The 25650-nt window shown below is 47.6% G+C and carries 29 protein-coding genes; 23 read left to right on the forward strand and 6 right to left on the reverse strand.

Annotated elements, in window-relative coordinates; genetic code table 11:
• Positions 1-273: 273 nt before the first annotated feature.
• The 16 genes from pstB to KCG48_RS12720 all read left to right on the forward strand — a co-directional run bounded on the left by pstB (position 274) and on the right by KCG48_RS12720 (position 13219).
• A complete protein-coding gene (gene pstB, locus KCG48_RS12645; protein ID WP_408004734.1) occupies positions 274-1056 on the forward strand; it encodes a phosphate ABC transporter ATP-binding protein PstB in 783 nt (260 codons plus the stop codon).
• 114 nt (positions 1057-1170) lie between these two features.
• Entirely contained in the window at positions 1171-1995 is an 825-nt protein-coding gene (locus tag KCG48_RS12650) for a phosphate ABC transporter substrate-binding protein (RefSeq protein WP_230977126.1), read from the forward strand.
• Positions 1992-2837 carry a phosphate ABC transporter permease subunit PstC gene (gene pstC / locus KCG48_RS12655; protein ID WP_211802569.1) on the forward strand — a complete coding sequence of 282 codons (846 nt, stop codon included), beginning with the start codon at positions 1992-1994 and terminating at the stop codon, positions 2835-2837. Before KCG48_RS12650 ends, pstC begins: the two co-directional genes overlap by 4 nt.
• A 13-nt stretch (positions 2838-2850) precedes the next feature.
• Positions 2851-3681 (forward strand): phosphate ABC transporter permease PstA, encoded by an 831-nt coding sequence (gene pstA, locus KCG48_RS12660; RefSeq protein ID WP_408004732.1) that lies wholly within the window; start codon positions 2851-2853, stop codon positions 3679-3681.
• Between the two features lie 10 nt (positions 3682-3691).
• The gene (locus KCG48_RS12665; protein WP_211802571.1) at positions 3692-4453 is read left to right on the forward strand and encodes a phosphate ABC transporter ATP-binding protein; all 762 of its coding nucleotides are present in this window, start codon (positions 3692-3694) and stop codon (positions 4451-4453) included.
• A gap of 129 nt (positions 4454-4582) precedes the next feature.
• A complete protein-coding gene (phoU, locus tag KCG48_RS12670; protein WP_211802572.1) occupies positions 4583-5251 on the forward strand; it encodes a phosphate signaling complex protein PhoU in 669 nt (222 codons plus the stop codon).
• 326 nt (positions 5252-5577) lie between these two features.
• Positions 5578-6054: a nucleoside deaminase gene (locus KCG48_RS12675; RefSeq protein ID WP_211802573.1), complete on the forward strand. Its 477-nt coding sequence runs from the start codon at positions 5578-5580 to the stop codon at positions 6052-6054.
• 611 nt (positions 6055-6665) lie between these two features.
• Positions 6666-7130, forward strand: coding sequence for a hypothetical protein (locus KCG48_RS12680; protein WP_211802574.1), 465 nt, complete (start codon positions 6666-6668; stop codon positions 7128-7130).
• Positions 7131-7470: 340 nt separating this feature from the next.
• Positions 7471-8403, forward strand: coding sequence for an NAD(+) synthase (gene nadE, locus KCG48_RS12685; protein WP_211802575.1), 933 nt, complete (start codon positions 7471-7473; stop codon positions 8401-8403).
• Between the two features lie 94 nt (positions 8404-8497).
• The gene (locus KCG48_RS12690; protein ID WP_211802576.1) at positions 8498-8833 is read left to right on the forward strand and encodes a hypothetical protein; all 336 of its coding nucleotides are present in this window, start codon (positions 8498-8500) and stop codon (positions 8831-8833) included.
• 194 nt (positions 8834-9027) lie between these two features.
• A complete protein-coding gene (locus KCG48_RS12695; protein WP_211802577.1) occupies positions 9028-9234 on the forward strand; it encodes a DUF4177 domain-containing protein in 207 nt (68 codons plus the stop codon).
• 64 nt (positions 9235-9298) lie between these two features.
• Positions 9299-9448: a hypothetical protein gene (locus tag KCG48_RS12700; protein ID WP_211802578.1), complete on the forward strand. Its 150-nt coding sequence runs from the start codon at positions 9299-9301 to the stop codon at positions 9446-9448.
• Positions 9449-9680: 232 nt separating this feature from the next.
• Entirely contained in the window at positions 9681-11204 is a 1524-nt protein-coding gene (locus tag KCG48_RS12705) for a phytoene desaturase family protein (RefSeq protein WP_211802579.1), read from the forward strand.
• A 356-nt stretch (positions 11205-11560) separates the two neighbouring features.
• Positions 11561-11923 carry an ArsR/SmtB family transcription factor gene (locus tag KCG48_RS12710; RefSeq protein ID WP_211802580.1) on the forward strand — a complete coding sequence of 121 codons (363 nt, stop codon included), beginning with the start codon at positions 11561-11563 and terminating at the stop codon, positions 11921-11923.
• Between the two features lie 17 nt (positions 11924-11940).
• Positions 11941-12945, forward strand: a complete 1005-nt coding sequence (locus KCG48_RS12715; RefSeq protein WP_211802581.1) for a permease — start codon at positions 11941-11943, stop codon at positions 12943-12945.
• A gap of 37 nt (positions 12946-12982) precedes the next feature.
• Positions 12983-13219, forward strand: a complete 237-nt coding sequence (locus KCG48_RS12720) for a thioredoxin family protein (protein WP_211802582.1) — start codon at positions 12983-12985, stop codon at positions 13217-13219.
• A gap of 318 nt (positions 13220-13537) precedes the next feature.
• Here KCG48_RS12720 and KCG48_RS12725 read toward each other — a convergent pair whose 3' ends face one another.
• From KCG48_RS12725 to KCG48_RS12740, 4 genes are all read right to left on the reverse strand, one after another.
• Positions 13538-14008 carry a DUF2703 domain-containing protein gene (locus tag KCG48_RS12725; RefSeq protein WP_211802583.1) on the reverse strand — a complete coding sequence of 157 codons (471 nt, stop codon included), beginning with the start codon at positions 14006-14008 and terminating at the stop codon, positions 13538-13540.
• Between the two features lie 356 nt (positions 14009-14364).
• On the reverse strand, positions 14365-14637 hold the full coding sequence (locus KCG48_RS12730; protein ID WP_211802584.1) for a DUF5661 family protein: 273 nt from the start codon (positions 14635-14637) through the stop codon (positions 14365-14367).
• A 298-nt stretch (positions 14638-14935) separates the two neighbouring features.
• Positions 14936-15766, reverse strand: a complete 831-nt coding sequence (locus KCG48_RS12735) for an alpha/beta fold hydrolase (protein WP_211802585.1) — start codon at positions 15764-15766, stop codon at positions 14936-14938.
• Positions 15767-15769: 3 nt separating this feature from the next.
• Positions 15770-16216 carry a helix-turn-helix domain-containing protein gene (locus KCG48_RS12740; RefSeq protein WP_211802586.1) on the reverse strand — a complete coding sequence of 149 codons (447 nt, stop codon included), beginning with the start codon at positions 16214-16216 and terminating at the stop codon, positions 15770-15772.
• A 371-nt stretch (positions 16217-16587) separates the two neighbouring features.
• Here KCG48_RS12740 and KCG48_RS12745 point away from each other — a divergent pair, with 371 nt between their 5' ends.
• From KCG48_RS12745 to KCG48_RS12755, 3 genes are all read left to right on the forward strand, one after another.
• Positions 16588-16866: a hypothetical protein gene (locus tag KCG48_RS12745; protein ID WP_211802587.1), complete on the forward strand. Its 279-nt coding sequence runs from the start codon at positions 16588-16590 to the stop codon at positions 16864-16866.
• Positions 16867-17148: 282 nt separating this feature from the next.
• Positions 17149-18273: a radical SAM protein gene (locus KCG48_RS12750; protein WP_211802588.1), complete on the forward strand. Its 1125-nt coding sequence runs from the start codon at positions 17149-17151 to the stop codon at positions 18271-18273.
• Between the two features lie 162 nt (positions 18274-18435).
• Positions 18436-19041, forward strand: coding sequence for a hypothetical protein (locus tag KCG48_RS12755; RefSeq protein ID WP_211802589.1), 606 nt, complete (start codon positions 18436-18438; stop codon positions 19039-19041).
• A 152-nt stretch (positions 19042-19193) separates the two neighbouring features.
• On the opposite strand, the gene KCG48_RS12760 is transcribed toward KCG48_RS12755, so the two are convergent.
• Positions 19194-20756 carry a hypothetical protein gene (locus KCG48_RS12760; protein WP_211802590.1) on the reverse strand — a complete coding sequence of 521 codons (1563 nt, stop codon included), beginning with the start codon at positions 20754-20756 and terminating at the stop codon, positions 19194-19196.
• A 1-nt stretch (position 20757) separates the two neighbouring features.
• On the reverse strand, positions 20758-22431 hold the full coding sequence (locus KCG48_RS12765) for a hypothetical protein (RefSeq protein ID WP_211802591.1): 1674 nt from the start codon (positions 22429-22431) through the stop codon (positions 20758-20760).
• 309 nt (positions 22432-22740) lie between these two features.
• Between KCG48_RS12765 and KCG48_RS12770 the strand changes: the two genes are divergently transcribed.
• From KCG48_RS12770 to KCG48_RS12785, 4 genes are all read left to right on the forward strand, one after another.
• On the forward strand, positions 22741-23397 hold the full coding sequence (locus KCG48_RS12770) for a vWA domain-containing protein (protein WP_211802592.1): 657 nt from the start codon (positions 22741-22743) through the stop codon (positions 23395-23397).
• Positions 23394-24179, forward strand: a complete 786-nt coding sequence (locus tag KCG48_RS12775; protein ID WP_211802593.1) for an ADP-ribosylglycohydrolase family protein — start codon at positions 23394-23396, stop codon at positions 24177-24179. The genes KCG48_RS12770 and KCG48_RS12775 overlap by 4 nt, the downstream gene beginning before the upstream one ends.
• A 180-nt stretch (positions 24180-24359) precedes the next feature.
• Positions 24360-24995 (forward strand): DUF4352 domain-containing protein, encoded by a 636-nt coding sequence (locus KCG48_RS12780; protein ID WP_211802594.1) that lies wholly within the window; start codon positions 24360-24362, stop codon positions 24993-24995.
• A gap of 253 nt (positions 24996-25248) precedes the next feature.
• Positions 25249-25644, forward strand: a complete 396-nt coding sequence (locus tag KCG48_RS12785) for a secondary thiamine-phosphate synthase enzyme YjbQ (protein WP_211802595.1) — start codon at positions 25249-25251, stop codon at positions 25642-25644.
• The last annotated feature ends 6 nt before the right edge of the window (positions 25645-25650 follow it).

Consider the following 25650-nt stretch of genomic DNA (forward strand, 5'->3'; position numbering starts at 1 on the left):
GAAATCTTCAACATGAGTGGTGATGGATATCGGCTCAAGCACAGAAAATCAATATTAGACTAAATCAAACACACAACTGATGAAGTCGTGAAATAGTGGTATACTTTGTGGCGAAAATTGGCTTATTTTACTTGACACCTTACAACTATACCTGTGAACAAAGAATTTTCATGTTATCAGTTTTAACGAGTGATATAATGAGCTTAAACAGCAGATTTCTAGCTTAACATCAGAAAGAAAAGGTGTGTGAGGGAAGATATGGAAGACCGAATCATGAAGCCTCAACAGCAAACCAAAATTGAAACCAAAGGACTAAATCTTTTTTATGGCGATTTTCAAGCCTTGCGGGATGTGAACTTCGAGATTAAGGAATGTTCCATCACGGCCCTTATCGGGCCTTCCGGGTGCGGGAAGTCTTCACTTCTTCGGCTTTTTAACCGAATGAATGACCTGATCCCGGGTACCCGGGTGGAAGGGGATATCCTGCTGGATGGAAAATCCATCTATCAGAAGGATATGGATGTGGTTACGCTTCGAAAACGCGTGGGAATGGTTTTCCAGAAACCTAATCCATTTCCCATGTCCGTTTATGACAATATAGCCTTTGGGCCCAAACACTTTGGAGTGAAGAAGGCCAAGGAGCTCGAAGCCATCGTGGAGAAAAGCCTTCGGGAAGTGGCGCTGTGGGATGAAGTGAAGAGCCAGTTGCACAAGCCAGCCTTTGATCTCGCCCCCGGTGAACAGCAGCGGCTTTGTATTGCCCGGGCCCTGGCTATAAAACCTGAAGTTCTTCTCATGGATGAGTCCTGCAGTGCCCTTGATCCGGAGTCCACCCAAAAAATCGAAGATTTGATGCAGGAAATCGCCAAAACCTACACCATTGTCATCGTGACCCACAATATGGAGCAGGCAGCCCGGGTATCGGACATGACCGCCTTCATGATGATGGCCGATGACAAAGCGGGACAGCTGGTGGAGTATGCGCCTACGGCACAACTCTTTTCCAATCCCAAAGACAAGCGCACAGAAGACTATATCACGGGAAGATTCGGCTAAACGCAATTCTCGAGGAAATCTCAAACGAGGAGCTTATATTTCAGGCATGATGTCCGAAAGGATCCAAAAGGAGCTTGAATTTGTGTGAGAAAGATGAAAAAGAGGAATAAAAAATTGAGTTCAACAAGCAAACTTAAAAGTGTGCTACTCCTGTCGATGCTGTTCCTGAATCTCCTGTCGGCATCCGCCTGCGGGAAAGCCCCGGAGGCCAGTGTCATCGTGGCCGGTTCCACTTCAGTTCAACCCTATGCAGAAGTATTGGCCGAAGAGTATGCCATCCTGCATCCGGGGTCAGAGATTGATGTTCAGGGAGGCGGTTCTTCCGCAGGAATCTCCGCCGCCAAATCCGGGATTGCCAATCTAGGCATGTCCTCCAGATCCCTGAAAGAAGAGGAGAAGAATCTCTGGAGCGTTGAAATTGCCAAAGATGGTCTGGCGGTGATTGTGAATGCCTCAAACCCCATCGAAAATCTGACCCTGGAGCAGATCCAGAAGATTTATTCGGCAGAAATCACCAACTGGAGTGAAGTGGGCGGGAATGATGCAAAAATCCACATCATCACCCGCGAAGAAGGCTCCGGTACCCGAAGCGCCTTCACCGAGCTGGTCATGGAGAAAATAGAAATCACCCCCAAAGCCATTGTTCAGGATTCCAACGGATCCGTCCGGCAGCTGGTTAAAGGGGATCCCAATGCCATAGGTTACATTTCCCTGGGTCTGGTGGATCAAACGGTGAAAGCGGTCCACTTGGATGGCGTCGCCGCCACCCATGACAACATCATGAACGGGTCCTATACCCTCGCCAGACCCTTCTTGTTTGTGTCCCAGAGTGAACCTACAGGAGAAACCCAGAAGTTTGTGGAGTTTGTCCTCTCGGAAGAAGGACAAAAAATGCTCAATGATGAAGGCCTCATCCCCACGAAAGGAGCAGGAAAATGAAGAATATGAAAGAAAAGTCCACCGGAAGTATCTTTTTCATCATTGCCCTATCCTCCTTGTCCGTCCTGGCGCTGATCACGGTGTTTATCCTGGTGCAAGGCGTTCCCATCATTTCCAAAGTGGGGCTTTTTAACTTTATCTTTGGCATGAAATGGGCCCCCAGCCAAGGGGCTTTTGGGATCTTTCCCATGATCATCGGCTCCGTCTCGGTGACCCTGGGGGCCACCATCATCGGGGTTCCTATTGCCATCTGCTGTGCCATTTTTTTGGCGGAGTTTGCCCCTCCCACGCTACGAAATATTTTTCGCCCCGCCATCCAGCTTCTGGCGGGCATCCCTTCCGTGGTCTACGGCTTTTGGGGCGTGCTCTTCATCGTCCCATTTATCCGGGATAACCTGGGCGGCCCGGGCCTGAGCATCCTGGCAGGATCCATCATCCTGGCCATCATGATTCTGCCCACCATCATCAGCATCACGGAAGTATCCCTGCTCTCTCTTCCCCGCCAGTACAAGGAAGGCGGTCTAGCCCTGGGACTTACCCACTGGCAGACTATATCCTCCGTGCTGCTGCCGGCAGCCAAGTCAGGAATCGTCTCAGCAGTGATTTTGGGCATTGGCCGCGCCATTGGCGAGACCATGGCCGTCATCATGGTCCTGGGCAATGCAGTAGCCATTCCGGAATCCATCCTGGATCCCGTACGAACCCTGACCACCAACATTGGCATCGAAATGGGCTATGCTTCGGGCGAACATCAGCAAGCGCTTTTCGCCACCGGCATTGTCCTCTTTGTGGTTATTATGATCCTCAATGCTACAGCCCAGTATATTACGAGAAAGAAGTGAGGTGAGGATGAACATGAATGCGAAAACGACGCAACGAATCGCCAAAGTCATCATCTGGTCTGCCGCGCTTCTCGTTCTGGTGGTGCTCTTTGCCATTATCCTCTATATCCTCGGTAAAGGACTTCCGGAGATCAGTTGGGCCTATCTGACGGAGATTCCCCGAAACATGGGCCGTTCCGGAGGGATTTCCTCCACCATCGTGGGAACCCTCATGGTCACGGCCGTGGCCATCATCGTGGCCATGCCCTTTGGCATCGGCACTGCCTTCTACCTGACGGAGTATACGAAGGAAAGCAAGATTACCCGGGTGATCCGCTTCAGTGCAGAATCCCTGGCGGGGATTCCTTCCATTGTCTATGGCCTCTTCGGCTTCATCTTCTTTGTGACCTACCTGAAACTGGGGTGGTCGGTACTGTCCGGCGGGCTGACCATGGCCATCATGATCCTGCCCACCATCATCCGAACTTCGGAAGAAGCCATCCGAACTGTGCCTAACCTCTATCGCGAAGTGGGCTATTCCCTGGGGGCCACCAAGTGGCAAACCATCACCAAAACCGTTTTTCCATCGGCACTGCCGGGAATCGTCAATGGGGTCATCTTAAGTATCGGACGCTGCGTGGCGGAAACCGCCGCCGTGATGCTTACGGCAGGATCTGCCCTGCGAATGCCCACCTCCATCATGTCCCCCACCCGAACCATGGCCATTCATTTCTACATCCTGGCCCGGGAAGGCATATCCATGGAGAGTGCCTACGGCACTGCAGCGCTCCTGATCATCCTGATTTTTATCATCAACGTCGTGTTTAACATTCCGGTTAATCGATTCGTGGCGAAGGGCCGATAGGAGGGGGAGAATGACTTCAACAGCGAAAATCTCCATAAAAGATCTGAATTTCTTCTATGGCAAAAAGCATGTCATCCGAAACTTGAACCTGGAAGTCCAGCCTAATACCATAGAAGCCTGCTTTGGTCCGGCCAACAGCGGAATCACGACGCTCCTTCGAACACTGAATCGGTTGAATGACCTGATTCCGGGAGCCCGAGCCGAAGGCGAAATCCTGCTGGACGGCAAGAGCATCTATGATGCGGAGATGCCCGTGGCAGAGCTTCGGCGAAAAGTCGGCATGGTCTTTGATGTCCCTACTCCTTTGCCCATGTCCATTTTCGACAATCTTGTCCTGGGACCTCGGATGAACGGGATAAAAGCCATGTCTGTCCTGGAAGAGAAAGTGGAAAAATCCTTAAGAATGGCTGCCCTCTGGGAAGATGTCAAGGATCGCCTACATACCCCAGCCACTCGGTTATCCGGAGGTCAGCAGCAGCGTCTCTGTATTGCCCGGGTCTTGGCCCTGGAACCGGAAGTAATCCTCCTGGATCGACCCTGCTCAGCACTGGATCCCGTCTCCACAGCAAAAATCGAAGACTCGCTGCGCATGCTGAAGGATCAGTACACCATTATCCTAGCCCCCCATACGGTCCATCAGGCTGCGCGGGTAGCCGATCAGGTGACCTTCATGCTTATGGGAAATCTCATCGAGACTGGGGAGACGAGGGATGTGTTCACGAATCCCAAGGATCGACGAACCAGCGACTATATTACTGGTCGATTTGGTTAAGTCCCATGAGCGAGCCAAACCTAGAAAACGACTCCTCGGAGTCGTTGATGAGAACTCCCCAGATGAAACGAAGAGAACGTTTCTGGGCTTTGAATCGGATTCAATAAAACAGTTTTGGAGGTTATGAGGATGAGAATGAGATTTGACAAAGAACTGGAGATGTTAAACGGCGAAATAGAAAAAATGGGCAATCTGATTACCACAGCCATCGAAACCAGCGTCAAGGCCTTGGTGAATCAGGACATGACTCTGGTGAGAATCGTCAATGCCCTGGAAATGGAGATTGACGAGATGGAAAAAACCATCGAGCAGCACTGTATGACTCTTCTGGTTCAGCAGCAACCCGTGGCTTCGGATTTGCGGCTTATTGAGGCGGCACTGAAGCTGATCACCGATATGGAGCGTATCGGGGATAATGCGGAAGATATTGCAGAGATCACCAAGTTTTTCGGAAATAAAACGTTTATCAATAAACTCGTCCACATCCCGCAGATGGCTGAAGCGACCATCAGCATGGTGAAGCGAAGCGTCACAGCCTTTGTCACCAAAGACAAAGAACTGGCCCTTCAGGTTTGCTATGATGATGACATCGTGGACAATCTGTTTCTTACGGTGAAAAATTATCTCATCGACCTGATTCGCCAGGATGTGAACAACGGGGAACAGGCCATCGATTTGTTGATGATCGCCAAATACTTCGAACGCATCGGCGACCATGCCCAGAACATCGCAGAATGGGTGATCTTTGCCGTAACTGGAGAGCATATGAATACTGACAATATCGGAAAGACAAAATAGTCTAGGTTCTTAACCCCACGAAATTTTAGAATCGTTTCGCAGAGATGAGAACAGCAGGTAGTTACGATAAAGAGAAAGAGCTTACGAAAGGCTAGAGCTAAACTGCGCTAGCCTTTTGTCATCATGAAATTTCGAGGCCATATTCATGATAAGGATGAGTTGAGCGTCAGTATCGAAGGTGATCTCGATCTCTCCGATGAAGGCTGATATAATGGAGTTACCAAGAAGAACTGAGATTTGGACGTGAGTTCTTTCACCAAGAATTGGCGATGAAATTTAGAGCATCTGTTCCACGAACTTCGAGAAGAAAAAAGGAAGTGAGCAGGATGAAGGAAGATTTGGCCAATGCCCGTCAATTTATGGAGCTTGCCGTAGAAGAGGCCCGAAAAGGGATGCATGCGGGAAAAGGAGGACCCTTCGGTGCTGTTGTGGTGAAGGGTGGAAAAGTCATCAGTATTGCCAGCAACGAAGTGTTAAGCTCCTCGGATCCCACAGCCCATGCGGAGATTGTGGCTATTCGGAGGGCTGGAACGATGCTAAAGACCTATGATCTTACGGGATGTGTTCTCTACACCACGGGAGAGCCCTGTCCCATGTGTTTCTCGGCCATCGTCTGGGCGAATATCCAGGAAGTTTATTACGGGGCACCTATGGAAGAGGCAGATACCCTGGGATTTCGGGACAGTAAAATCGCCGGATATTTCCGGGGAGAAGAATGCTGCCTCACCATGACCCGAGTCGAGAATGCTGCCTTAAAGGAGCTCTACGAAGAGTACCGTACTACGGGGAAGACGATCTATTAATTTGCAGGCAATAAGATAAATCAATCAACTGAGCTCTTTGGTTACATAAGCATTTTATGGTGCAGAGAGAAGTGTTGCATCGTCGCGTAAACTTAACAACCACTAAACCTCGTATAATCCAACACGTTATGTTGGATTATACGAGGTTTTCTTAGTTAGATTTGACCCTGGACCGGATAAAATTAACCAAGAATACTCTTTAAGCAGGTTTTGACAAAGCTGTCTGTTTAGAGAAAGTTTATAGTCTGACTGGGGACTCTGCTGTGTATTTTCCGGGAAGTGGTGGGATAATGAAGTTATGAAAACATCATCATTCATGAGTCCACGGCACATTTGTCAAGAGGCTGATGACTTGGCAAGGAGCGTAAATCTCTATAGGAATCATAAGGATTCGGTTATCTTACGGCACTCATTGTAGAGATCGCTCGCCTAATCCTGTGTAGGTAGCAGCATGTGGGAAAGACTGCGAAAGTTCCTTAAAAGATAGCGTTCAGGGAAAATGGAACTCCAGAGGGTGAAGGATATCAATCTAAGCGAAGGTTTTAGAACCATATCGGTGGATTATGAATGCAGTCGTTGTTCAGTTGAAGAAACCATGGAGGTGACCATAGATGAAGCTAGCAGGAACAGAGTTCGGCAAAAACATGAGGGTTAGAGTCATTATGTTTGCCATGATGGGCATGGGCTATGATGTTCTGGTGACCACAGTGCAGCAGGTCCTGGGAGGGCACTTGAACATCCATGCCATCCAGACCGCCAGCACTTGGATGCTCCTTGTGTATGGTACGATCCCCTTCGTTGTTTATCCCGTCCAAGTATTCTTAAAGAAGATCGGAGTTCAAAGATTAGGGAATCCATTGGTGTTTTTGCTTCTGTTCTATCTGGCTGAATATCTCTGGGGAACTTTGTTTCATCAGATGGGGATCAAAGCCTGGGATTATAACTGGTATACTCCCTCAGCCTTTAACACCACAAATGGCTATGTTTCTTTTCACCCTGGAATCATTCTGACCTGGTTCATTTTCGTCATTCTGGCCGAGAGCCTGGACAGCAAATTAAGAGAAATGACACTCTAAAAGGGGAAGTGCATGTAGAGATCCCGGTAGTTACGGATTAAATATGTTGATTTTTCCGAGGTGGGATACTGGGTAGATAGATGAACTCATGGTAGCGCTAAAAGCGACATCTGATTTGGAGAAGTGCTCCCCAGTATTGGAAGAACCCGCCGTTCTATCTGATCTTCAAGCAATCTTGGCCTCAGAAATTTGCAGCATTACCGATGACTCGCCAAAAGTCTCCAGATCGTCAGGGCGAAAAGTGGGACTGATGTAAGAGTTTTTGAGCTAAAGACCTTAAGATCCCTCATCACAGAAGATTTATCTCGCGGACCCATCTCGGGAGAAAGGAGGTATTACCATGGCAGCCCATCCCAAACTCACCAAGGATGTCCTTCAAATCGACGCCCCAAGCCTCTGCCAGAAACTGACCGAGTTTCTTCGTGAAGAATTTTTGCACTCCAAAAAGTTCGGCATCGTCGTCCCAATCTCCGGGGGATTGGATTCCAGTGTGGTGGCTGCATTATGCGTCAGGGCCGTGGGAAAAGAAAAGGTCCTGGGCCTTCAGCTGCCGGAACATTGGGGAAATCCGGAAGCCAATATCTATGGAGAAAGGATTGCCCGCCATCTGGGGATCCGCACAAGGAAGATTAACATCACCCCCATCCTCCGGGGACTGGGAACCTATCGGCTCTACCTGGCTGCCCTTTCGGGCAGGGAACGGTGGAAAAATATGGTGGCTCAGTACCTCAAGAAAAAAGGACAGACCGCGGAGGAGCTTTATCAGCAGGAACTGCAGGGAACCTTAGATCCCGCCTCCCGAAAGCTGGTGGCAAAAGTGCAGGCCAAGCAGAGAGCCCGGCTTTTGGTCACCTATAAGATTGCCGAGGAAAATCAGCTGCTGGTGGTGGGTGCAGCCCATAAGACCGAACAGATGATGGGGCTCTTTGTAAAATATGGGATTGATGACGGCGCGGATCTCATGCCCCTGAAGAATCTCCACCGCAGTCAGGTTCTGCAGCTGGGGGAATACCTGGAGATCCCCCAGGAGATCCTTCGCCGCACTCCGAATCCGGATATTCTTCCGGGAATTACCGACAAGTATCAAGGTTATTTTGGCCTGAACGTCCTCCAGGTGGAGCTTATCCTTCAAGGCCAGGAATGGGGGATGAGCCCGGAAGAGATGGCAGAAGAACTCTCCCTGGAGATCTCCCGGGTGGAGAAGGTGCTGAAGGCGAGCACCGGCAGTGAGGGCTTCCGCAGCCATGGGAAGTCTCCGGATATCGCAAAATAAGTCTAATTCAAGTCAGGAAGTCTTCATGATCCGCAAGAAAAGCTCGTTCATGTTCAAGCTGCTCCAGGTTCCCACGAAGAAAGGAGGGATAAAAATGAAACTTCAGCTCAAACCTTCATCAAAGGCAGGGATGCTTGCGGTACTCTTTCTCCTCTTGTCGGTTGGATTTTCGGTGGCAGGGGGAACACTATCTCGGGCGAGCGGAAATACGGTGGAAGATCCGAATCCGATTAACAGTCCTCTTTTGGGAACGTTCATCTATCTTCATTTTGCCTTTGCCATGGCGGCATCGGTCGTGGGTCTTTATGCCCTCTATGGGAAGAAGGACCGGGCGCTCCTTGTCTATCTGGCCATCCCTTGGGGCATCTTTCTCTTTCTTGGCGTTGCCACTTTACTCATCGGGGTGCTTTTGGGTCCCCCGCAGTCCTGATTTACAGGTGTCCGGGAAGATATTAGGTTATCCTTGTGCCTGGAGATCGTTGGATGACTTCTAGAGTAAATTTGGATGACTTCTAGAGTAAATAATGAAAAGACTTTGCCCTTTCACTGGATTTATCGCTGGTGATGATGCGATAATGAGAATAGGAAAAGACGCTATATCATCGGAATAAAAAGGAGAATAAGATGTATCGGTACGAGTATGAGCGAATCACCAGCAGTATGTCGGGATGGGGACCTTTATCGGGCAACTCTTATGGAACCGAAGACTACAAAAGAATCATTACCCGGCGGGCCGAAAACGGATGGCGTTTTGTCACGGTAATCCCGGCAGTGCAGCGAGGAACCGGCCATATCCAGGAAATGGATCTTATTTTCGAGAAAGAAGTTTAGGGAAGAATATGACTCTTGAGTGAAGTCCGCTAAAGAAGACAGAAAGGATTAAGGAGTGAAGACCATGGCCTTTGGGATTGTTGTCATCGCCGGAGCTCTCTATGGAATGTATTCCGGATACAAGCAAAAGAAGTGGGGGCTGGTGGTGCTCTCTGCGCTTATCTTCATCGCCAGTCTTTCCTTAGGGATCTACATCTATCGGAATCCCTACTAATCATCCCAGGGAATAACTCCATTATTTTGCAGGCAAACATCAGCGAGGATGAAAGCTGGAGGTTTTGGAAGTTCTGAATACAGTATGCAGAGGTGTGAAGGTTCATGGAGATTATGCATGAACCGATGATCGCGAAGATGGGTTCAAGTTGGATTCAGCGAAGTTATTCGGGCAGTTTTAAGTGTTTTGGATTTTGATGCGGCTTCAGGATAGAGGCACTTGGAGGAAAGATATGGAGACATTTGACTATATTGTCATTGGTGCAGGTATGGGCGGCTTGAGTGCGGCAAACTTTCTGGCAAAGCATGGGAAAAAGGTTCTGGTTCTGGAGAAACATCAGATCCCCGGGGGATTAGTGACATCCTTTGCGCGCCAAGGTGTTCATTATGATCTGGGGATCTATGGGCTTTATGATCTAAAGAAAAAAGAAACCATCCAGCAGTTTTTAGTTTACTGGGGTGGGGAGTGGATTCCCACCGTTCCGTGCCGGGGAGAGATGCATGCCTATATTGAAGGGAAGCCCCACATCTTCAGACCCGGCCGGCTGAAAGAGGACTTTCAGGAAGCGTTTCCCCAACAGGCAGAAGAGGTGAACCGGATTTTTCAGCGGATGGAGCGAATCGTCACCGAGATGTTTTCCGGCACCGAAGCACCGGAGCCGCCCTATGATCTCCATCTCCTGGAACTGGTGAAGTTTGGAATCCATTCCTGGCGAAAGAAGCCAACTTTCATGAAGTATGGCGTCAAGGATGTGGCCAAAGTTCTGGACAAACTGACAGATGCCGAGGAGCTGAAATCCGCCATTTATGCCTACTGCCCTTATCCCATGGTGTTTATGGCCTTTGCCTATCAGTGGGGTGTCTTCGGAAAAGGCGAGTATCCCCTGGGCGGTATGCAGGCCATCCCCGATGCCGCTGCAGCTGCCCTCTCGAAAGCCGGTGGAGTTTTGAAGCTGCGGGAGGAAGTCACGGAGATTCTCGTGGAAGGCGGGAAAGCCCATGGGGTGAAAACCGCTTCCGGTCAGGTCTATTATGGGGCGGTGATCAGCAACGCTTCGCCTCAGCATACCCTGAAGTGGATGAAAGGCGAAGACCGAGCCCTGTTCTCCTTAAAGAAGACCATGGAAGGCCGGAAAATCTTTCCGGCGATCTGTACCCTGTTTCTCGCTGTGGACGATACCTATGATTTTCAGCAGACGGAATGCATCACCATCGCCGGAAGGAAGGCCTATCAGATGAAACCGGAGGAGTATACCCCAGAGAATGTGCCCGTGGTGATCAACATCTATCCGAAACGGGATGGGGACATATATCGGCCCCTGGTGGCGCTTGTACCCTTGGGATACCACTACGAAGACCAGTGGCGGACAGGACCTGGTCAGGAACGGGGAAAAGCATACCGAGAGCTGAAGAAACAGGTGGAAGAGACGATCCTTCAGCGAATCACGGAGCATTTAGGGGAGGATTTTCGCCGTGCTGTGCAGGCCCATGAATTTTCCACCCCCATTACCTTTGAACGCTACACCTACAGCCAGGAGGGATCCTTCATGGGGTGGTCCATCGAAGAGAAGGCTTATGGAAAGTACTTGCGCCAGAGTACGCCCATTAAGGACCTCCATTTTGTCGGGCAATGGGTGTTTCCCGGGTTCGGCGTATCCGCCGTCATGGCCAGTGGATACTATTTGGCCAAAGATTTACTCCAGAATGAAGGTATCGATCTGAAAAAAGAGTTTCAGCAGTTCGTGGAAAATCGCTAGAAGGAGATAGCGTGCTACGGTTTTTCAATATGCCAGGACGAGCTCTTCCAAACAGACAAAGGTTTAGTCCAAAAGGTTTGTCATCGGCGAGGGGGAGCGTCTTCTGGCTGGGGAAAGAAATAATTCGAAGAATACAGCTTGCTGCGTTCTTCAGAAAAGGCTGGGAAGTTGAACGTTCCCAGCCTTTTGGATTTCGCTGTTTTTTGTTCCTGGCGAGGATTTCGCATCTTGGGAGAGGCGAAGCTGCCTTCGCTTTGTTATTTTTTAGCAATGATTGACAGGTTTGTGAAGAAAGAGTAATATTATCATATTCCCATATGAGAATATCTGCATGTTGATGAGGAGGGAAGAGTATCATGAATGAACTGATGAATATTTTTAAAACCCTATCGGACGAAACGAGACTTCGAATTGTGATGCTGTTGCATTTCGATGAACTCTGTGTCTGTGAAATCAGCGGAATCCTGGGTGTACCGCAACCCACCGTCTCCAAGGGACTGTCGAAGCTTCGGGATCTCAACTTGGTCCTGGATAGCCGAAAAGAGAAATATGTCTATTATCGGCTTCGTGAAGAAAATGAAGTGCTTCAGCATATACTTACCAATATTGCTGTAAATCTGGAAAACTACCCCAAACTTTTGGAAGACTATCAAAAAATCGCGACGAAAGCACAGTTTACCAACACGCCTACCGCTGTAGATGTGAATATACTCATGTAACGTAAAGGAGACTCGGGATGATCATTTTCGAATTTATCAATAATCAGTTCCTAAAAATGGAGTGGCTCTATAATTTGGTGGAGATGCTGGTAGTCAATGTGTTCGGCTTAAGCATGACTGAACGGCTTGGAGCCAGTGTACACTTCTTCATCTATGACGTGGTGAAGATCTTTATTCTGCTCTCGGCCCTGATCTTTATGATTTCTTACATTCAAAGTTTCTTTCCGCCAGAGCGTACCAAAAAAATCCTGGGGGGATTCAATGGAATCACAGCAAATATCCTGGCGGCACTTTTGGGTACCATTACTCCATTTTGCTCCTGTTCATCGATTCCATTGTTTATCGGATTTACCAGCGCAGGGCTGCCCATCGGCACGACGTTTTCCTTCCTGATTTCCTCACCCTTAGTGGATTTGGCATCGGTGATCCTCCTGGCAGGGATATTTAACTGGAAAATTGCCCTCGCTTATGTGGCCGTTGGACTGATTCTTGCCGTAATTGGCGGCACGATTATCGGCAAGCTCAAGCTGGAATCCTATGTGGAATCCTTTGTCTATAGCAACAATATGGAAGTCAGTGACGAGAATGTCATGACGAAGCGGGAGAGAATGGAATTTGCCCGGGATCAGGTCTTGGACATCATCCGTAAAGTATGGATCTACGTCCTGATCGGGGTCGGCATCGGAGCTGCAATACATAACTATATTCCCGAGGCACTGATCACGTCCCTGATTGGTGCGGATAAATGGTGGTCTGTGCTGGTGGCAACCCTTGTGGGCGTTCCCATGTATGCCGATATTTTTGGAACGCTTCCCATTGCAGAAGCCTTGATTGCCAAAGGTGTGGGACTGGGAACCGCCCTGTCCTTCATGATGGGGGTTACAGCCTTATCCCTGCCGTCTCTGGTTATGCTGTCCAAGGTTGTTAAGCCAAAGCTTCTCTTCATCTTCTTCAGCATTGTGTCCATTGGAATTATCATCATTGGTTATGCCTTCAACGCATTCAGCTATTTGTTTATTTAGTTATCCAAATTTTTTCGATATAAAGGAGAGAGTATTCATGAAAATTAAGGTATTGGGACCCGGATGCAGAAACTGTGTCACGCTGGCTAACAACACGGAAGAAGCCCTGAAAGAGCTTGGTCTGGAGGCCGAAATCATCAAAGTTACCGATTTTAAGGACATTGCATCCTATGGCATCATGTCCACCCCAGGGCTGGTCATCGATGAGGAAGTTGTTTCCTATGGCAAAGTTTTGAAAGCGAGTGCTATTAAAGAAATCCTGGAAAAACGATAAGTTACATGCTCACAGGAAAAATCCTGCCGAAGCTTCCCATAAGCTTTGGCGGGATTTTTTTGCTATTTTGGCTGATTTTTAGTCATTCAACCCCTTTCAGGGGATGAATGCTCATCGTATAAAGGATCTGCATTGATGTTTCAGTGAAGGCTGTGAAATGGAATAAAAGCGTTGAAAGAGGCGTGAAAAGGCATTTCGAAACGGGATCAGATTGAAGATCCTCCAAATAGGATTTGCGTCGCACTGACATCGAGCAACGCCATCACAGCGGATTCCTGTTTTCCTATGCCAGTGAGTTTCCCTAGATTGCTCGTCCCATCACGATGATGATCCATTGAGACCCTCGAAAAATATTTTTAAGTTTTCAGGCAGAGCGTAATTGTTGGAGATCGTCCTCTCTTGATCCTGCATACCATAGATTTCTTTTAACAGCGCATTAATGATCATTTCCTTAGGCGGTAAAGCATGTTCAATCCCTTGGTAATTCCATGTACGGCAGTCCACTGTCTCTCCACAGAGATCTCCGCAGTCTTTGCATGGTGTTTCCGTGACCATCAGATCAATTTCATGGCCGTTGAGCCGCAGGGTAGGCGAACTTAGAAAACGATGCTCCTTGGCTAACTCCGGCGTAGAAATGCAAATACTCCGGACATGAATCGTATAGCCGGCAGATCTTAACACTGGGGCTGCCTCTCGGATAGCCTGGTCTAGATTGGTTTCTGTACCTTGGCATCGGGTGCAGGTTTTAAGGTCGAGGTACAGAAAATCGATTTGGATTTCACGGTTCATGGGTTCCGTGGGACAGCAATCTCCATTGCAAGTACACCCCTTGGGAGATTCACTCAAGATAACCATCCTCCTCGTTAAGTTATGCAGGATAAAAGTCCTGCAAAAAGGCAGCAAACTGCTGGACTTCGAAACATCCCCAATCTCTGCGGTCAAAGCGAATAAGCTTATCTTCATCCGATGAGAAGAGAAGCATTTTCAGGAAGATCAAACGTTGCTATTTATTGATCCTCATTCAAAGGTTACACGCCGTATACCGTGGCTGAGGAATTCTTTTGCGGAATAAAATATGGATCGAGGAAAAGTTGAAGATCACTGAATAAAAAATGGACAAGAGGAGGGAGTCATCTTTTAAGTTTCTACTTCTTCGCCCAAAAGTCTTCAGCTTCGTTTTCCATGATTTTCAGTCGGGTGTAGTAGTCGGGGTATTCCTTAAGATGAGCCAGGGCAATCTTCCCCGTGATCATTTGGTCATCGTCGGTGACGTTGGTCTCGGGATCCCGCAGGCCATGTTCCAACTCCACATTGAGCCCCATGCGGTATTGCTCCACATCAAATTTGCTCCAGTCAACGCCGAGTTTCTCACCAATCACTTTGGCTTCTTCTGCTGTAAACACTTTTTTAGCAGGCATGTTCATCATCCTTTCATTCTTTTAAATGGGGTTTCGCTCTAAGTTCACTGTAGCACTAGCCCATGCAAAATACAATTGGTGAAGAATACGGTAGGATTTCAAGGTAAGAATAAATCTAAAACAGAATAAATCTAGCCTTAAGCATTGATTGGTTTAGTGCTCTTCTAATTCAGTGAAGGGAACGGATGACAAAAAGCAGTTGAATCAAAACCCGAAGTGTTTTGTGGAACGGCCAACAGGCAAGCTGATTCATCACCAGCTTGCCTGTTGGTTGGTATTTCATGGTTAGCATAATTTGCTAGCTGTGCCGTTGAAGAAAGGGAAGGATCTCTTTCATTGCATCGGGGATCACATGGCCGGTCTTCGGCTTCAGACAAATCGTGACCTGAGGAAGGAGCTGGGTGAGCCGTTGGGCTGAAGCCTCTCCATCAATGATGGGGTCCTCCGTCCCATCGATGAAGAGCACGGGCATGGTCAAATGACGAAGTTCATCCTCGGAGAAGAGGGGTAACGAAGGGATAGGGGTGTAACTGGCGATGATGAGGTTCATGAAGTCGAGGACTTCTTTGGGGATCTGTGCTGCACCCAAGATCTGGGAATTCGCGGTGACGGTTCCCGATGCGGACAACTGCTGATCTACCTGGTGAAAGAACTGTTCCCGGATGGGGGCTAGACCCGCGGATGCCAGGAGCGTCAGGGATGATACGCGTTGAGGAAAAGCTGTGGCAAACTTCAAAGCCATCCATCCGCCCAGGGAGTTCCCGGTGAGGGCGGTCTTTTCCAGATGAAGACGATCAAGGACTTCCTGAAGCCAGAGAGAGAAAGCGGGGGATTCCAGGTCCGGACGATACTCCGTACTGTTTCCCGCTTCTCCGGGAAGATCCACGGCATAGACCCGATGAGTTCGGGAAAGGGCCATGATCTCGGGAAACCAGAAGGCGCTGTTGCTGCAGGATCCATGGAGAAGGACGATGGGAAGATGGGCTTCATCGCCAGCGGCCAGCAGGAAGGTTTCACCAAAAGCGGTTTCCAGGAGGTGCTGTTCAAAGGGAAAGGCGCGGAGAATTTGGTTATACGCGGTTCTCAAACGGTTCTTGGCCTCTTCGGATTTGAACACACTGGTTTTCATGGGTTATTCCTCCTGGGGGTGAGAATCGGTGAGGGCACTTAAGGTGTCCATCATGATCGCCATAAAACGGACACTGCCCCACAGGGTGACGCGAACCATTTTCTCCCGCTCGATATACTGAGAGTGAACGGAAGACTGGCCCAGATCCCGGGGCTTGGCGTTGGCCGAGGCCGTGAGGGTGTTCATGATGCGGATGGCATCATCCCGGTGGTGAACATGAATATCCACCACGGAAGAGGCCATGGTTTTTATCTCCTCTGGAGGTTCAGCTGAAGCCTTCGGATAACTTTCGCTTTCCAGAAAGGTACTGAGATCATGACCGCTGACCCGCCAGCTTTTTCCGATCTTCGTGGCGGACAGTTTTCCTTCGCGGATATAGCGCTGGATGGTTTTGGGGTGGATGCTCAGCATCTGGGAAATTTCTTCGACGGTTAAGTATTTATTAGCCATGATTAACACTCCTTATTATTACTTATAAGAGCATTATAAGGAATAATAAGAAATATGTCTAGTTATTTTTCTGATTTAGGAGAAGTCGATAACGATGTTTGACCATGTCGAGCTGTTCGTATGGGAGGGAAAGGGGAAAACTCCTAGGGGATGAGGATATTTAATTCTTCAGAGGAGATGCAGCATGGCTATCAGCCTTCCTGGCATTAGAGATTAAGGGGAAGATTGATGCCGACGGAACCGGAAGAACTGGATTGATTCTCCGTGGTAGAACCCGTAAAATGGGAAGCATGAAACAAAGGGGAATATTCGAGACTTTCGGGAGATCCCGATTCTCGAGGATTTGACCGAAATCTTGGGAGGATGAATATATGGCGTATCGAGAGGAACTTTGGCAGGAAGCCAAGAAAAAATGCAGACTGAGTGAGGAAGAAGTGAAGATCGCCAAGACGCTGGGACTGAACCCCAAAAGTCTAATCAAGAATATCCCGGCGAAAAATGAGTTGTGGAAAGCCCCGGTGGGGGAATGGATCCGGGAGATTCAGGCGGAACGTCAGGAAAAGTCTCGGAAGAAAAAGCTAAAAGAGGCAGCCCAGGAAAAGAAGAACGCTGATACGAAGAAGTCTGTGGGGGAAGAAGGAAACCCTTGAGGATTTGGGAGGCGATGTACCCGGAGGGCTGATCTAATCCTGTCGTGTGTTTTCCAGGTGAAGCACTTCGGATTGTCCTTGGAAATCCAGGGAATGAAGAGGTGAAAAAAAGAGTCACACCGGAAGGAAATGTGCTATATTTAGTGGAGACAATTCACAGGAAAGGAAGTTTTGGACTTCCTTTTTTAAACGTTAGGAATACCGCCAGCGCTTCCGGCTCAGTGATATTGCAGATGAGGCTGGGGTATGTTCAGGGGAATGTGTGTTACGTAGGAGGATAAAATGAAAATATCGAAGAAAGATGCCCTCATGTGGTTTGAGTTTTTTGCCCAGTTGCCCGAGGATGAGGAGCTCATGACCAAGCAGCAGGAAATTGTGTATGCCACCTTTGCCCAGATTGAAGAGGCAGTGGACCGTCGCCATGAAGCCTTGATGGCGGAAATTCCAGGTCTCAAAAATCTGCAGCACCGGACCCGCTATGTGGGAGAAGACAGCAAGTTCCCCATGGGATGCCGATCTTGCCTCATGGGTACAGGCCTCAGTGCCATCCGAAAAACCAATAAGTGCAATATTGAATGCAAGTTCTGCTATAACTATGGAGAACTGGATGCCATTCCACCCGTGGGTGAAGGCATGTGGGAAATCGGAGGAACCAAGTTCTACGAGAAAGATCTGGATCTGCTTCTTTCCATCCATAAGAAGCCTTCAGGGGTTTCCTATGTCTATCTGGAACCTTTCATGGAAATCGAAAAGTACTACAGCATCATCAAAAGATTCAAGGAAGCCCAGGTCTACCAGCATATGTACACCAATGGGCTGCTGGCCACGGAAGAAACGCTAAAAGCCTTAGGCGAGGCCGGACTTAATGAGCTGCGGTTCAACTTGGGCGCAGCCAACTGCGCTGATCGGGTCATTGAAAATATCCGCATCGCCAAGAAGTACATTCCCATGGTCGGCATTGAGACACCCATGACGCCAGAGTTCTTTGCCGGATTTTTCAAGAAGAAGGAAGCGATCCTCTCCACGGGCCTGGATTTCATCAACTGCGCAGAGCTTCATCTGAATCCCAATAACATTGGAAACTATGCGGGGGAAAATCTTTACATCGCCCGGCAGGGTTATGTATCTCCAGTGTGGAGCCGGGAGCTGACCCTGAAGTTCATGAGAATTTCCCAAGAGGAAAAGTGGGACCTGGTGGTCCATGACTGCTCCAACTACACGAAATTTGCACGAAATCTGAACCTCAGCGGCAAAGAAGGGAAATGGTTTGGTTCGAGCAGCTATGGCTGTGAGTTCACCACATACCCCTATGAGGCGTTCCTGCCCATCCTCCGGGATGAAACCTTTGAGTTTCTAACGGAAGAAGAACTCCCCTTTGGGTATAAGGTGGGCGAGCTGTTCTTTTAGGCTCCATTAGGTTCTCATTCACATAAGGAATTATTCCCAGGGGATAGATTCGGGCTTGAATCGCCCATCTATAGGGGTATGATGAAGGTAAGAAGATCCCTTGAGGGTAATACATTATCCTTTAAGGACGAACACCCAAACGCAGAAAAAGGAGGAGAGATCATGGTCAAGCAAAATTCCGTGAAGACAAATCCCTGGACCGCCATGCTGTGGGGGTTTCTGGCCTTCCTTCTCAGCGGACTCCTGGCTTCAGTAATCATTTGGCGTTTTGACAACTATGTGTTAGGAACCATCATCACCGGGGCCTTGGGCGGGCTGCTTCTTGGCTTGTTTACACGTCAGCGGGGAAGTCTGTCAAAATTTGCCATGGGTGGAGGCTTTGGCATGCCCATCGCTCTTTTTCTCACTTTTGCCCTGCTGGAAGGTCTGGGATCCCTGATTTTTAGAAGCGATGCCAGTGTCTCGATATCCACCGTATCGGATATCCTTGCCATTATTCTATTTGGGGCGTTCTTCGGACTCATCTTTGGAATTGTGGTCTATGGGAAAAAAGCGGCAGGTACTTTTCTTCTCACGGGAGGTCTCTTGGCCATCCCCTTCGGAATCTTCGTCGGACTGATGAATGCCAATGAAGGTATGCAGAAAAGCATAGAGGAAGTCATTTCCCTGGGTGGCATAATTGATCTCAACTTCTTCGCCATGGCCCTGGCCATTGGGCTTGGGGCAGGACTGGGTGTGGGGCTTTATGCTTCAAGTAAAAGTAAATAATGTTTCAGGCAGAGTGATACAGAATGAAAACAACCCCTTGATTATTTATTAGATAAATCAAGGGGTTGTTTTTATTAGTGAACTTAATGTTTGTCACTAAGTGTACGTACTTTTGGGGCATACATTGAAAGTCAGTTCTATTTATTATTTTGTTAGTAATGAATGGAGCTATCATCGAAGATTAATGACCACTCTTTTTCTATGTCTTTTTCCATGGCGTTTAAATCTAGAGCTTTTTCTTTGTATAGAGATCGGACCTCCAAAAGTCCTGAAAATGCTAATCTTTTCCAAGCAACAAAGTTTAGATGAAGTGCAAAAGTAAGAATTTCTCCTCCAGAGCGTATCCCTGCATCAACTCCATCCACTAGACAAAGAACACCGTGACTTGTGAGCAAAACTCTTCTTAAATTTGGATCACTTTCAATGGGGATTGACTCTTTCCAAGAGAGATTATCGATAAACCTAGATTTTAAAGCCCAGAGTAGTCTAGTCATGAGTTCGTTAAGTACTACTGGGACTGCTAATGTAACGCCAAATCGTGCATCATATCCTTTTTCGAATACTTTCACAGACAGGTCAGCAAGGGTCATTTCACGATATCTGTTAGAGGATGAACTGTACTTAACATGAAACTCTCCTTTTCCAACGATTTGAAAGAGTTCAAACATTGGGATAGGAATTCCGCTACCTCTTCCGTCGGGATTTCCATCGCGCCCGCTACTACTCCCAGCTACGTCTGATATCAAATGACCGATCCAGTTCACGATCCCTGAAAAGAGTTTAGCCAAGAAATTATTTCCTGTCAGTTCTTGAGTTCTAGTATCCATAACTATATGACGTCCATTATCGAGGAAATGGGAAGTTCCTTGGAACTGGCTTACTACGGAAAAAAGAAGACCAATCAGATCTGGAGCATGTCCTAAAGATTTTATGTGATGATTTGATAATGACATATCAAAAACGCTACCAGCTGCTTTTCCAGTTGGTTGATCATAATTGATTTTATATTTATCCTCAAAAAATTTTATTGCATTTACGATCTCGCTTTTTCCATTATCCTTACCAGGATTTCCAGCCATTTTTGCAACCTTGATTACAAATTTATCTGTTTGATCTTGGGACCACCCCTCTAATTTACTTTCTCCAGGCATTCCGACAAAGAAACTATCCACCAATCCAGCAACTACTCCAGAGAAGGTAGCAATCAGGTAATCCAGTTTGTCACAATTAGCTTTACGGAGCATATAGTCATCTTTAATACGATTTGCGATTATCTCCTTATCTTTAGAAGTCAATAAATGATTGAAGGGATCTTCTTGGAGATTAATGGCGTTTTTTCTCGCATAATCTTCAATATGCTCCAGGTAATGATTCCAATCATTGGCGTTCCTTACTTCAACAGTTTCCAAATCTTCATAGTGTGGAATATGCAGTCCTCTTAGCCCATCAGAGTTTGTAGAGAATAATGGGTCATCACTCAATGGGGTATTATCGGGCAGATCGCTAAGAGTCATTCCGGAGTTTACGAACATCTCGTTTGCGATCTGAAGCAAATCATCAATGTTCTGTGAGTTTTTTCGGTTTATTTCCTCAAGTTTAGTCAGATCTTCAGCGAGTTCGGACAAACGAGTAGAGGTAAGTTTTCGCTGCTGTTCTTGAACTCTCAATGCATTTGCAGCATCGGTCAGTGCTTGATCACGGATTTCTTTATCCATCTTAGTTACCTGTTACGCCATTCATTATTTTTTTTGTGGCACTTTTTAATGCAGCAATTGAAGCATCAGCTATTTTATTGTAACCTATTCCATTCAATATGGTTTCTAGATTACGTAGCTCGTCTAAAGTTAAGGAACTTCGAAGTGTGAAGACAGACTTTGACTCACTTTCTGAGAGAGATTCCTCATAACAAGACATGACTACATTTCGATATTGTTGCATTGTTGGAGTAATGGTAAGTTCGACAAGACGACTGATGTCTAATTTTTCTGGGATTTTTGTGATTGCGATTTCTGTTTCTGCATAATGGATTCGATCTGATGTTACTTGGGCTCCTTGCGACATCATTTGGATAATTCTAGCAAGTTTTTGTATTTTATCTGCATTAACAACACCATCATAAAGTGCCTCAGTTAGCTTCTTTGTGATCTCATTGACGTCTTCAACGAGGATATTCAGGGATTTTTGTGCATTAATGATAATGGCTTGGAGCATTGCTTCACGTTGCTTATTGTTTTCGAGATCGCTTATCCCTGTCAATTTTTTAAGCCCTTTATATGTACCTATTCCCAACAAAACTGCAACACCAATTCCTGTGAACATACTAGAAAATCCGAGCATACCTCCAAGTCCGAGCGTTGCCAATCCCGAGGTAATTCCAGCGGCACTGACTCCGATAACTGAGCCAGAAAGATAAATTGCTGCTAAAGGAACACCGACAGCTGCAGCTTTTGCTGCGACGTCTTTTATGGATTTTTCGATTTGAGTGTCATTTTTCCTCATATTAAGTATTGCTTCATCATTTTTTATTGCCTCATAGATCATATCTACTTGATTCTCTTCAATTTGTAGCTTTTTGCTCAATTCAAGAATTGCATAGTTGTCTTTCCAATGTTGCTCGCTCTTTGTTTTCGAGTTCATAAAGAGAATGTCTTTTATTAATGATTTGCTGATAATGCTATAGTAGTCCTCGCTTAATTCCATTTGAAAGCGATTCAGAAGTTCTTCATTGCTGATGAAGTTTTGCTTGGAAAGCATATACTGCCTTAACTCAAAACGATCCTTTGTTTCAAACTCAATTCGGACAATGAGTGAAATTATTTCAGCATATTCTTGTGGGCTGATAAGGTCATCATCGGAATAAGCGAAATTACAGAGAAGCTTAACATATGACTTCTTTATTTCAGCATCCATCATGGATAAAGGCATCGTTTGAGAGGTTTTTATGAAGTCTTGACCACTTTTTCCCAGCTCGATGATCTGATTGAGAAGTTTAGCCATCTCTTCTACTTTAATGTATGCAAGACTCTTGGTTAAATCCATCTCTTTTCCATCTGTCAGTGTTAGTTTCAAGTGATGAACAGTTTCTGCTTTTCCATTTTTCTTATATGATTCTGTCGTGAAGTATGAGGTTTCTGCGATTTCAGCTAAGGGTATTGTTAACTTGTCTTCTGCAAGGGCATGAAGATACAAACTGTCTCCTGTGAACAAGCAACCTTCTTTTCCACTACCAAATAAAGTAGTATCGATTATTGCAATGACATAATCCGGGTCAACTCCTGGCGCAATTCCGAGTAATGCTCCGTTTAATTTTTTCTCGGGTATATCTGGGAAAACATAGGTTTTGTCATGGAGTTTATGGGATTCAGTTTTGATTAGCTGCTCGATCGTCATTTGAGGACCTCCTAAATAATAGTATTCCTGTAGTCTGCGAAAGTTGATCGTCCAAAACTTGAGGGAATAGGCAGAGGTAGTATTTAATGTACGAGATTGATACGCTAAAAGTTATTGCAATATTTCAAAAGTCATTTAAATTATACCATTCAGGATCTTATGGAATAAAGGAAAAGCTAAATATTTAGGGTAACATCCATATTTGCAGTATACTTTCTTTTCCTGTCAAAGATGTCGCTTTTCAGGCGACCTTTGCCTTTTCAGATCATGCTATCCTGAACTTAAGAAAGAAACAGGAGGAAGAAAAAAATGAAACAGGGTAGCACAGAACTGGTCTTTATCCTTGACCGCAGCGGGTCCATGGCGGGTCTTGAAAAAGATACTATCGGGGGATTCAACAGCATGCTGGAGCGGCAGAAAGCGGAAAAGGGAACCTGCCGCATCACCACCGTTCTCTTTGATCATCATGAGGAAATTCTTCATGACCGCATCGACATCCAGGCGGTGCGCAAGATGACCTCGAAAGAATATCAGGTGGGTGGATCCACGGCCCTTTTGGATGCGGTGGGAAGGACAATCCGGAAAATCGGCCTGGTGCAGAAAAATTCGGATCCCGCCTACCGGGCGGAGAAAGTCCTTTTCGTCATCATCACCGATGGCGAAGAAAACGCCAGCCGGGAGTACACCCGGACCAAGGTCCGGCAGATGATTCATCATCAGCAGGAGAAATACCGCTGGGAGTTCATCTTCCTGGGCGCTAACATCGATGCCGCCGATGCTGCAGAGCACCTGGGGATCCGTCGGGACCGCGCACAGAACTACCATGCAGACAAAGAGGGTATCGATCTGAACTTCACCGTCATGAGCGAAGCGGTGTCAAAGTTCCGTCAAACGGCGGAAGTACCGGATGACTGGAATGCCGACATCGAGCGTGATTATCGGGCAAGAGGAGGAGAACAGCCATGATGGGAGCCATTATCGGAGACCTGGTGGGCTCCGTCTATGAATGGAACAATCGAAAAAGCAAAGACTTTCCGCTTTTTCGAAAAGACAACTTTTTTACCGATGACTCGGTGATGACCGTGGCCGTAGCAGAAGCCCTGATGGAAGGGGGAACCCCGCAGCACTACATTCAGGCTCTAAAAAAATGGGGAAGGCGGTATCCGGAGGCAGGCTACGGTTCCTCCTTTTATGCCTGGCTCTTCTCTGAAGAACATGAGCACTACCACAGCTGGGGGAATGGATCTGCCATGCGGGTCTCCCCCTGCGCCTGGGCCTTTGACTCCCTGGAAGAAGTGGAGGATGCTGCCAAGGTAAGCGCTGCCGTAACCCACAGTCATCCTGAAGGCATTAAGGGGGCGGAGGCCACCGCTGTCGCCATTTTCCTTGCCCGAAAGGGCCACGGCAAGGCAGAGATCAAAAAACAGATAGAAGATCGCTATGGCTATGATCTTCACCGAACCTTGGAGGAGATCAGGCCAGACTATGCCTTTGATGAGAGCTGCCAGAAAACTGTTCCCGAAGCCATCACGGCGTTTCTGGAAAGCACGGATTTTGAAGATGCTCTTCGCAATGCCATTTCCCTGGGCGGGGACAGCGATACCCTGGCAGCCATCACCGGAAGTATCGCGGAGGCAGCTTATGGCATCCCTGAAGAGATTCGGAGGAAAGCCCTGACCCTGCTCCCCGAACCTTTGCGAGAAGTTATCCTTCGTTGGGAGAAGCAGGTCAAACTGCCTCAGACTTAAGAGGTCGCATTTTTTGGATGTAAGACTGCTGTCCAGATTATGGGACAGCAGTTCTTCTATGCTAGAGACAAGCTCAGAAGATCCGGTGAAGCAGAGAATTAGTTTCCATTACACCACCTTTTGGAACTGAACCTGCTTTGCCGGAAGTTGAGAAAGAAAAGAAAATAGGGGGAAAGATTCATGCGCAATGACCGTCCGAAAAAACCGCTCTACAAACGCTGGTGGGTGTGGCTGCTAGCCCTTATCCTCATCGGTTCCGCTCTGGGGGGCGGAAAAGATGATGAAAAGCCTGCTGCTGATCAAGGCGATAAAACACCTGTAGTCGTGGCAACACCCCAGGAGACACCGGCTGAAAATTCTGTGCCCGTGGAACCACCCAAGGAAGAGGTGGTGGAAGTGGGCATTGGAAAACCGGCCACCATCGCCGATGTGACCTTCATCGTCAACAGCGTGGAAGAAACTAAGGAGATCAAGTCTGGAAATCAGTTCATCGACAATGCCAAAACCGAGGGGAAGTTCATCATCCTCGACATCACCGTAAAGAATGACAAGAAAGAATCCCTCACCATCCACTCCAGCTATTTCAAGCTCATCAGCGCCGATGGCGTGGAGTATGATCCTTCTACGGACAGTGCTGTAATCATGGCCATGTCCGATGAAGCAGACTTCTTCCTCCAGCAGGTGAATCCCGGTCTCAGCAAAACCGGAAAGGTGGTTTTCGAAGTGGGACCTAATCTCGATCTGACCACCACCCTCCTTCGGGGACAAACGGGCTTCTGGGGGACCGAAACCGTGGAAATCAGCCTGAAGCCATAAAGAAGTATCGCGCAAAAGAGAACCGGACTCCGGTTCTCTTTTGCTGTTCCCAGGGGTTTGGATTCTAGTCACGAAGAGGAGGATCATGGGGATAGAGGGGGCGTTTGGCGGAAGTGGGACCCGCGAAAATGTTTTCAGATTATTCATGTTTTGTCGGCCACAGGCAGAGTCTCGACGAAAAAATCATGGTACGATGAATTCAGACAGTTGTGAGCTTCATGCGCACAAAATTTGGTAGGAACAGGAGGGTCCCATGGAAAAGCTGAAAGTTGAATCCCGAGGAAGAACCGATATGGTGGAAATCACCGAAGAGGTGAAGGCAGCGGTCCGCCGAAGCGGCGTAAAGTCAGGCATCTGCCTTCTTTTTGTGCCCCACACCACAGGCGCCGTCACCATCACGGAGTACGCTGATCCCCATGTCATGCAGGATATTCTCACCACCATGAATGCGCTGATTCCCTTTGAGAACAACTACACCCACGAGGAGGGCAATGCCGCGGCTCATATTAAGTCCAGCCTCTTTAACTTCTCCCTGGAGATGATCATCGACGAGGGGGAACTTCTTATTGGCGGCTATCAGGGAATCTTCTTCTGTGAGTTTGACGGACCCCGGAATCGTCAGGTCTTCGTCAAAATCATGGAAGGGTAGGAGGGA

The organism is Proteiniclasticum sediminis (genome assembly GCF_018128025.1).
GTDB classification, from domain to species: Bacteria; Bacillota; Clostridia; order Clostridiales; family Clostridiaceae; genus Proteiniclasticum; species Proteiniclasticum sediminis.

Bases quoted from the DNA above. Each gene is read 5' to 3' on its own strand.
- KCG48_RS12690 (WP_211802576.1), top strand. From the start codon at position 8,498: ATGAAACTTCAGCTCAAACCTTCATCAAAGGCAGGGATGCTTGCGGTA.
- KCG48_RS12755 (WP_211802589.1), top strand. From the start codon at position 18,436: ATGGTCAAGCAAAATTCCGTGAAGACAAATCCCTGGACCGCCATGCTG.
- KCG48_RS12770 (WP_211802592.1), top strand. From the start codon at position 22,741: ATGAAACAGGGTAGCACAGAACTGGTCTTTATCCTTGACCGCAGCGGG.
- KCG48_RS12675 (WP_211802573.1), top strand. From the start codon at position 5,578: ATGAAGGAAGATTTGGCCAATGCCCGTCAATTTATGGAGCTTGCCGTA.
- KCG48_RS12665 (WP_211802571.1), top strand. From the start codon at position 3,692: ATGACTTCAACAGCGAAAATCTCCATAAAAGATCTGAATTTCTTCTAT.
- KCG48_RS12700 (WP_211802578.1), top strand. From the start codon at position 9,299: ATGGCCTTTGGGATTGTTGTCATCGCCGGAGCTCTCTATGGAATGTAT.
- KCG48_RS12735 (WP_211802585.1), bottom strand. From the start codon at position 15,766: ATGAAAACCAGTGTGTTCAAATCCGAAGAGGCCAAGAACCGTTTGAGA.
- KCG48_RS12695 (WP_211802577.1), top strand. From the start codon at position 9,028: ATGTATCGGTACGAGTATGAGCGAATCACCAGCAGTATGTCGGGATGG.
- KCG48_RS12760 (WP_211802590.1), bottom strand. From the start codon at position 20,756: ATGGATAAAGAAATCCGTGATCAAGCACTGACCGATGCTGCAAATGCA.
- KCG48_RS12720 (WP_211802582.1), top strand. From the start codon at position 12,983: ATGAAAATTAAGGTATTGGGACCCGGATGCAGAAACTGTGTCACGCTG.
- KCG48_RS12725 (WP_211802583.1), bottom strand. From the start codon at position 14,008: ATGAACCGTGAAATCCAAATCGATTTTCTGTACCTCGACCTTAAAACC.
- pstC (WP_211802569.1), top strand. From the start codon at position 1,992: ATGAAGAATATGAAAGAAAAGTCCACCGGAAGTATCTTTTTCATCATT.
- pstA (WP_408004732.1), top strand. From the start codon at position 2,851: ATGAATGCGAAAACGACGCAACGAATCGCCAAAGTCATCATCTGGTCT.
- phoU (WP_211802572.1), top strand. From the start codon at position 4,583: ATGAGAATGAGATTTGACAAAGAACTGGAGATGTTAAACGGCGAAATA.
- nadE (WP_211802575.1), top strand. From the start codon at position 7,471: ATGGCAGCCCATCCCAAACTCACCAAGGATGTCCTTCAAATCGACGCC.
- KCG48_RS12680 (WP_211802574.1), top strand. From the start codon at position 6,666: ATGAAGCTAGCAGGAACAGAGTTCGGCAAAAACATGAGGGTTAGAGTC.
- KCG48_RS12715 (WP_211802581.1), top strand. From the start codon at position 11,941: ATGATCATTTTCGAATTTATCAATAATCAGTTCCTAAAAATGGAGTGG.
- KCG48_RS12775 (WP_211802593.1), top strand. From the start codon at position 23,394: ATGATGGGAGCCATTATCGGAGACCTGGTGGGCTCCGTCTATGAATGG.
- KCG48_RS12750 (WP_211802588.1), top strand. From the start codon at position 17,149: ATGAAAATATCGAAGAAAGATGCCCTCATGTGGTTTGAGTTTTTTGCC.
- pstB (WP_408004734.1), top strand. From the start codon at position 274: ATGAAGCCTCAACAGCAAACCAAAATTGAAACCAAAGGACTAAATCTT.
- KCG48_RS12785 (WP_211802595.1), top strand. From the start codon at position 25,249: ATGGAAAAGCTGAAAGTTGAATCCCGAGGAAGAACCGATATGGTGGAA.
- KCG48_RS12705 (WP_211802579.1), top strand. From the start codon at position 9,681: ATGGAGACATTTGACTATATTGTCATTGGTGCAGGTATGGGCGGCTTG.
- KCG48_RS12710 (WP_211802580.1), top strand. From the start codon at position 11,561: ATGAATGAACTGATGAATATTTTTAAAACCCTATCGGACGAAACGAGA.
- KCG48_RS12740 (WP_211802586.1), bottom strand. From the start codon at position 16,216: ATGGCTAATAAATACTTAACCGTCGAAGAAATTTCCCAGATGCTGAGC.
- KCG48_RS12730 (WP_211802584.1), bottom strand. From the start codon at position 14,637: ATGCCTGCTAAAAAAGTGTTTACAGCAGAAGAAGCCAAAGTGATTGGT.
- KCG48_RS12780 (WP_211802594.1), top strand. From the start codon at position 24,360: ATGCGCAATGACCGTCCGAAAAAACCGCTCTACAAACGCTGGTGGGTG.
- KCG48_RS12765 (WP_211802591.1), bottom strand. From the start codon at position 22,431: ATGACGATCGAGCAGCTAATCAAAACTGAATCCCATAAACTCCATGAC.
- KCG48_RS12745 (WP_211802587.1), top strand. From the start codon at position 16,588: ATGGCGTATCGAGAGGAACTTTGGCAGGAAGCCAAGAAAAAATGCAGA.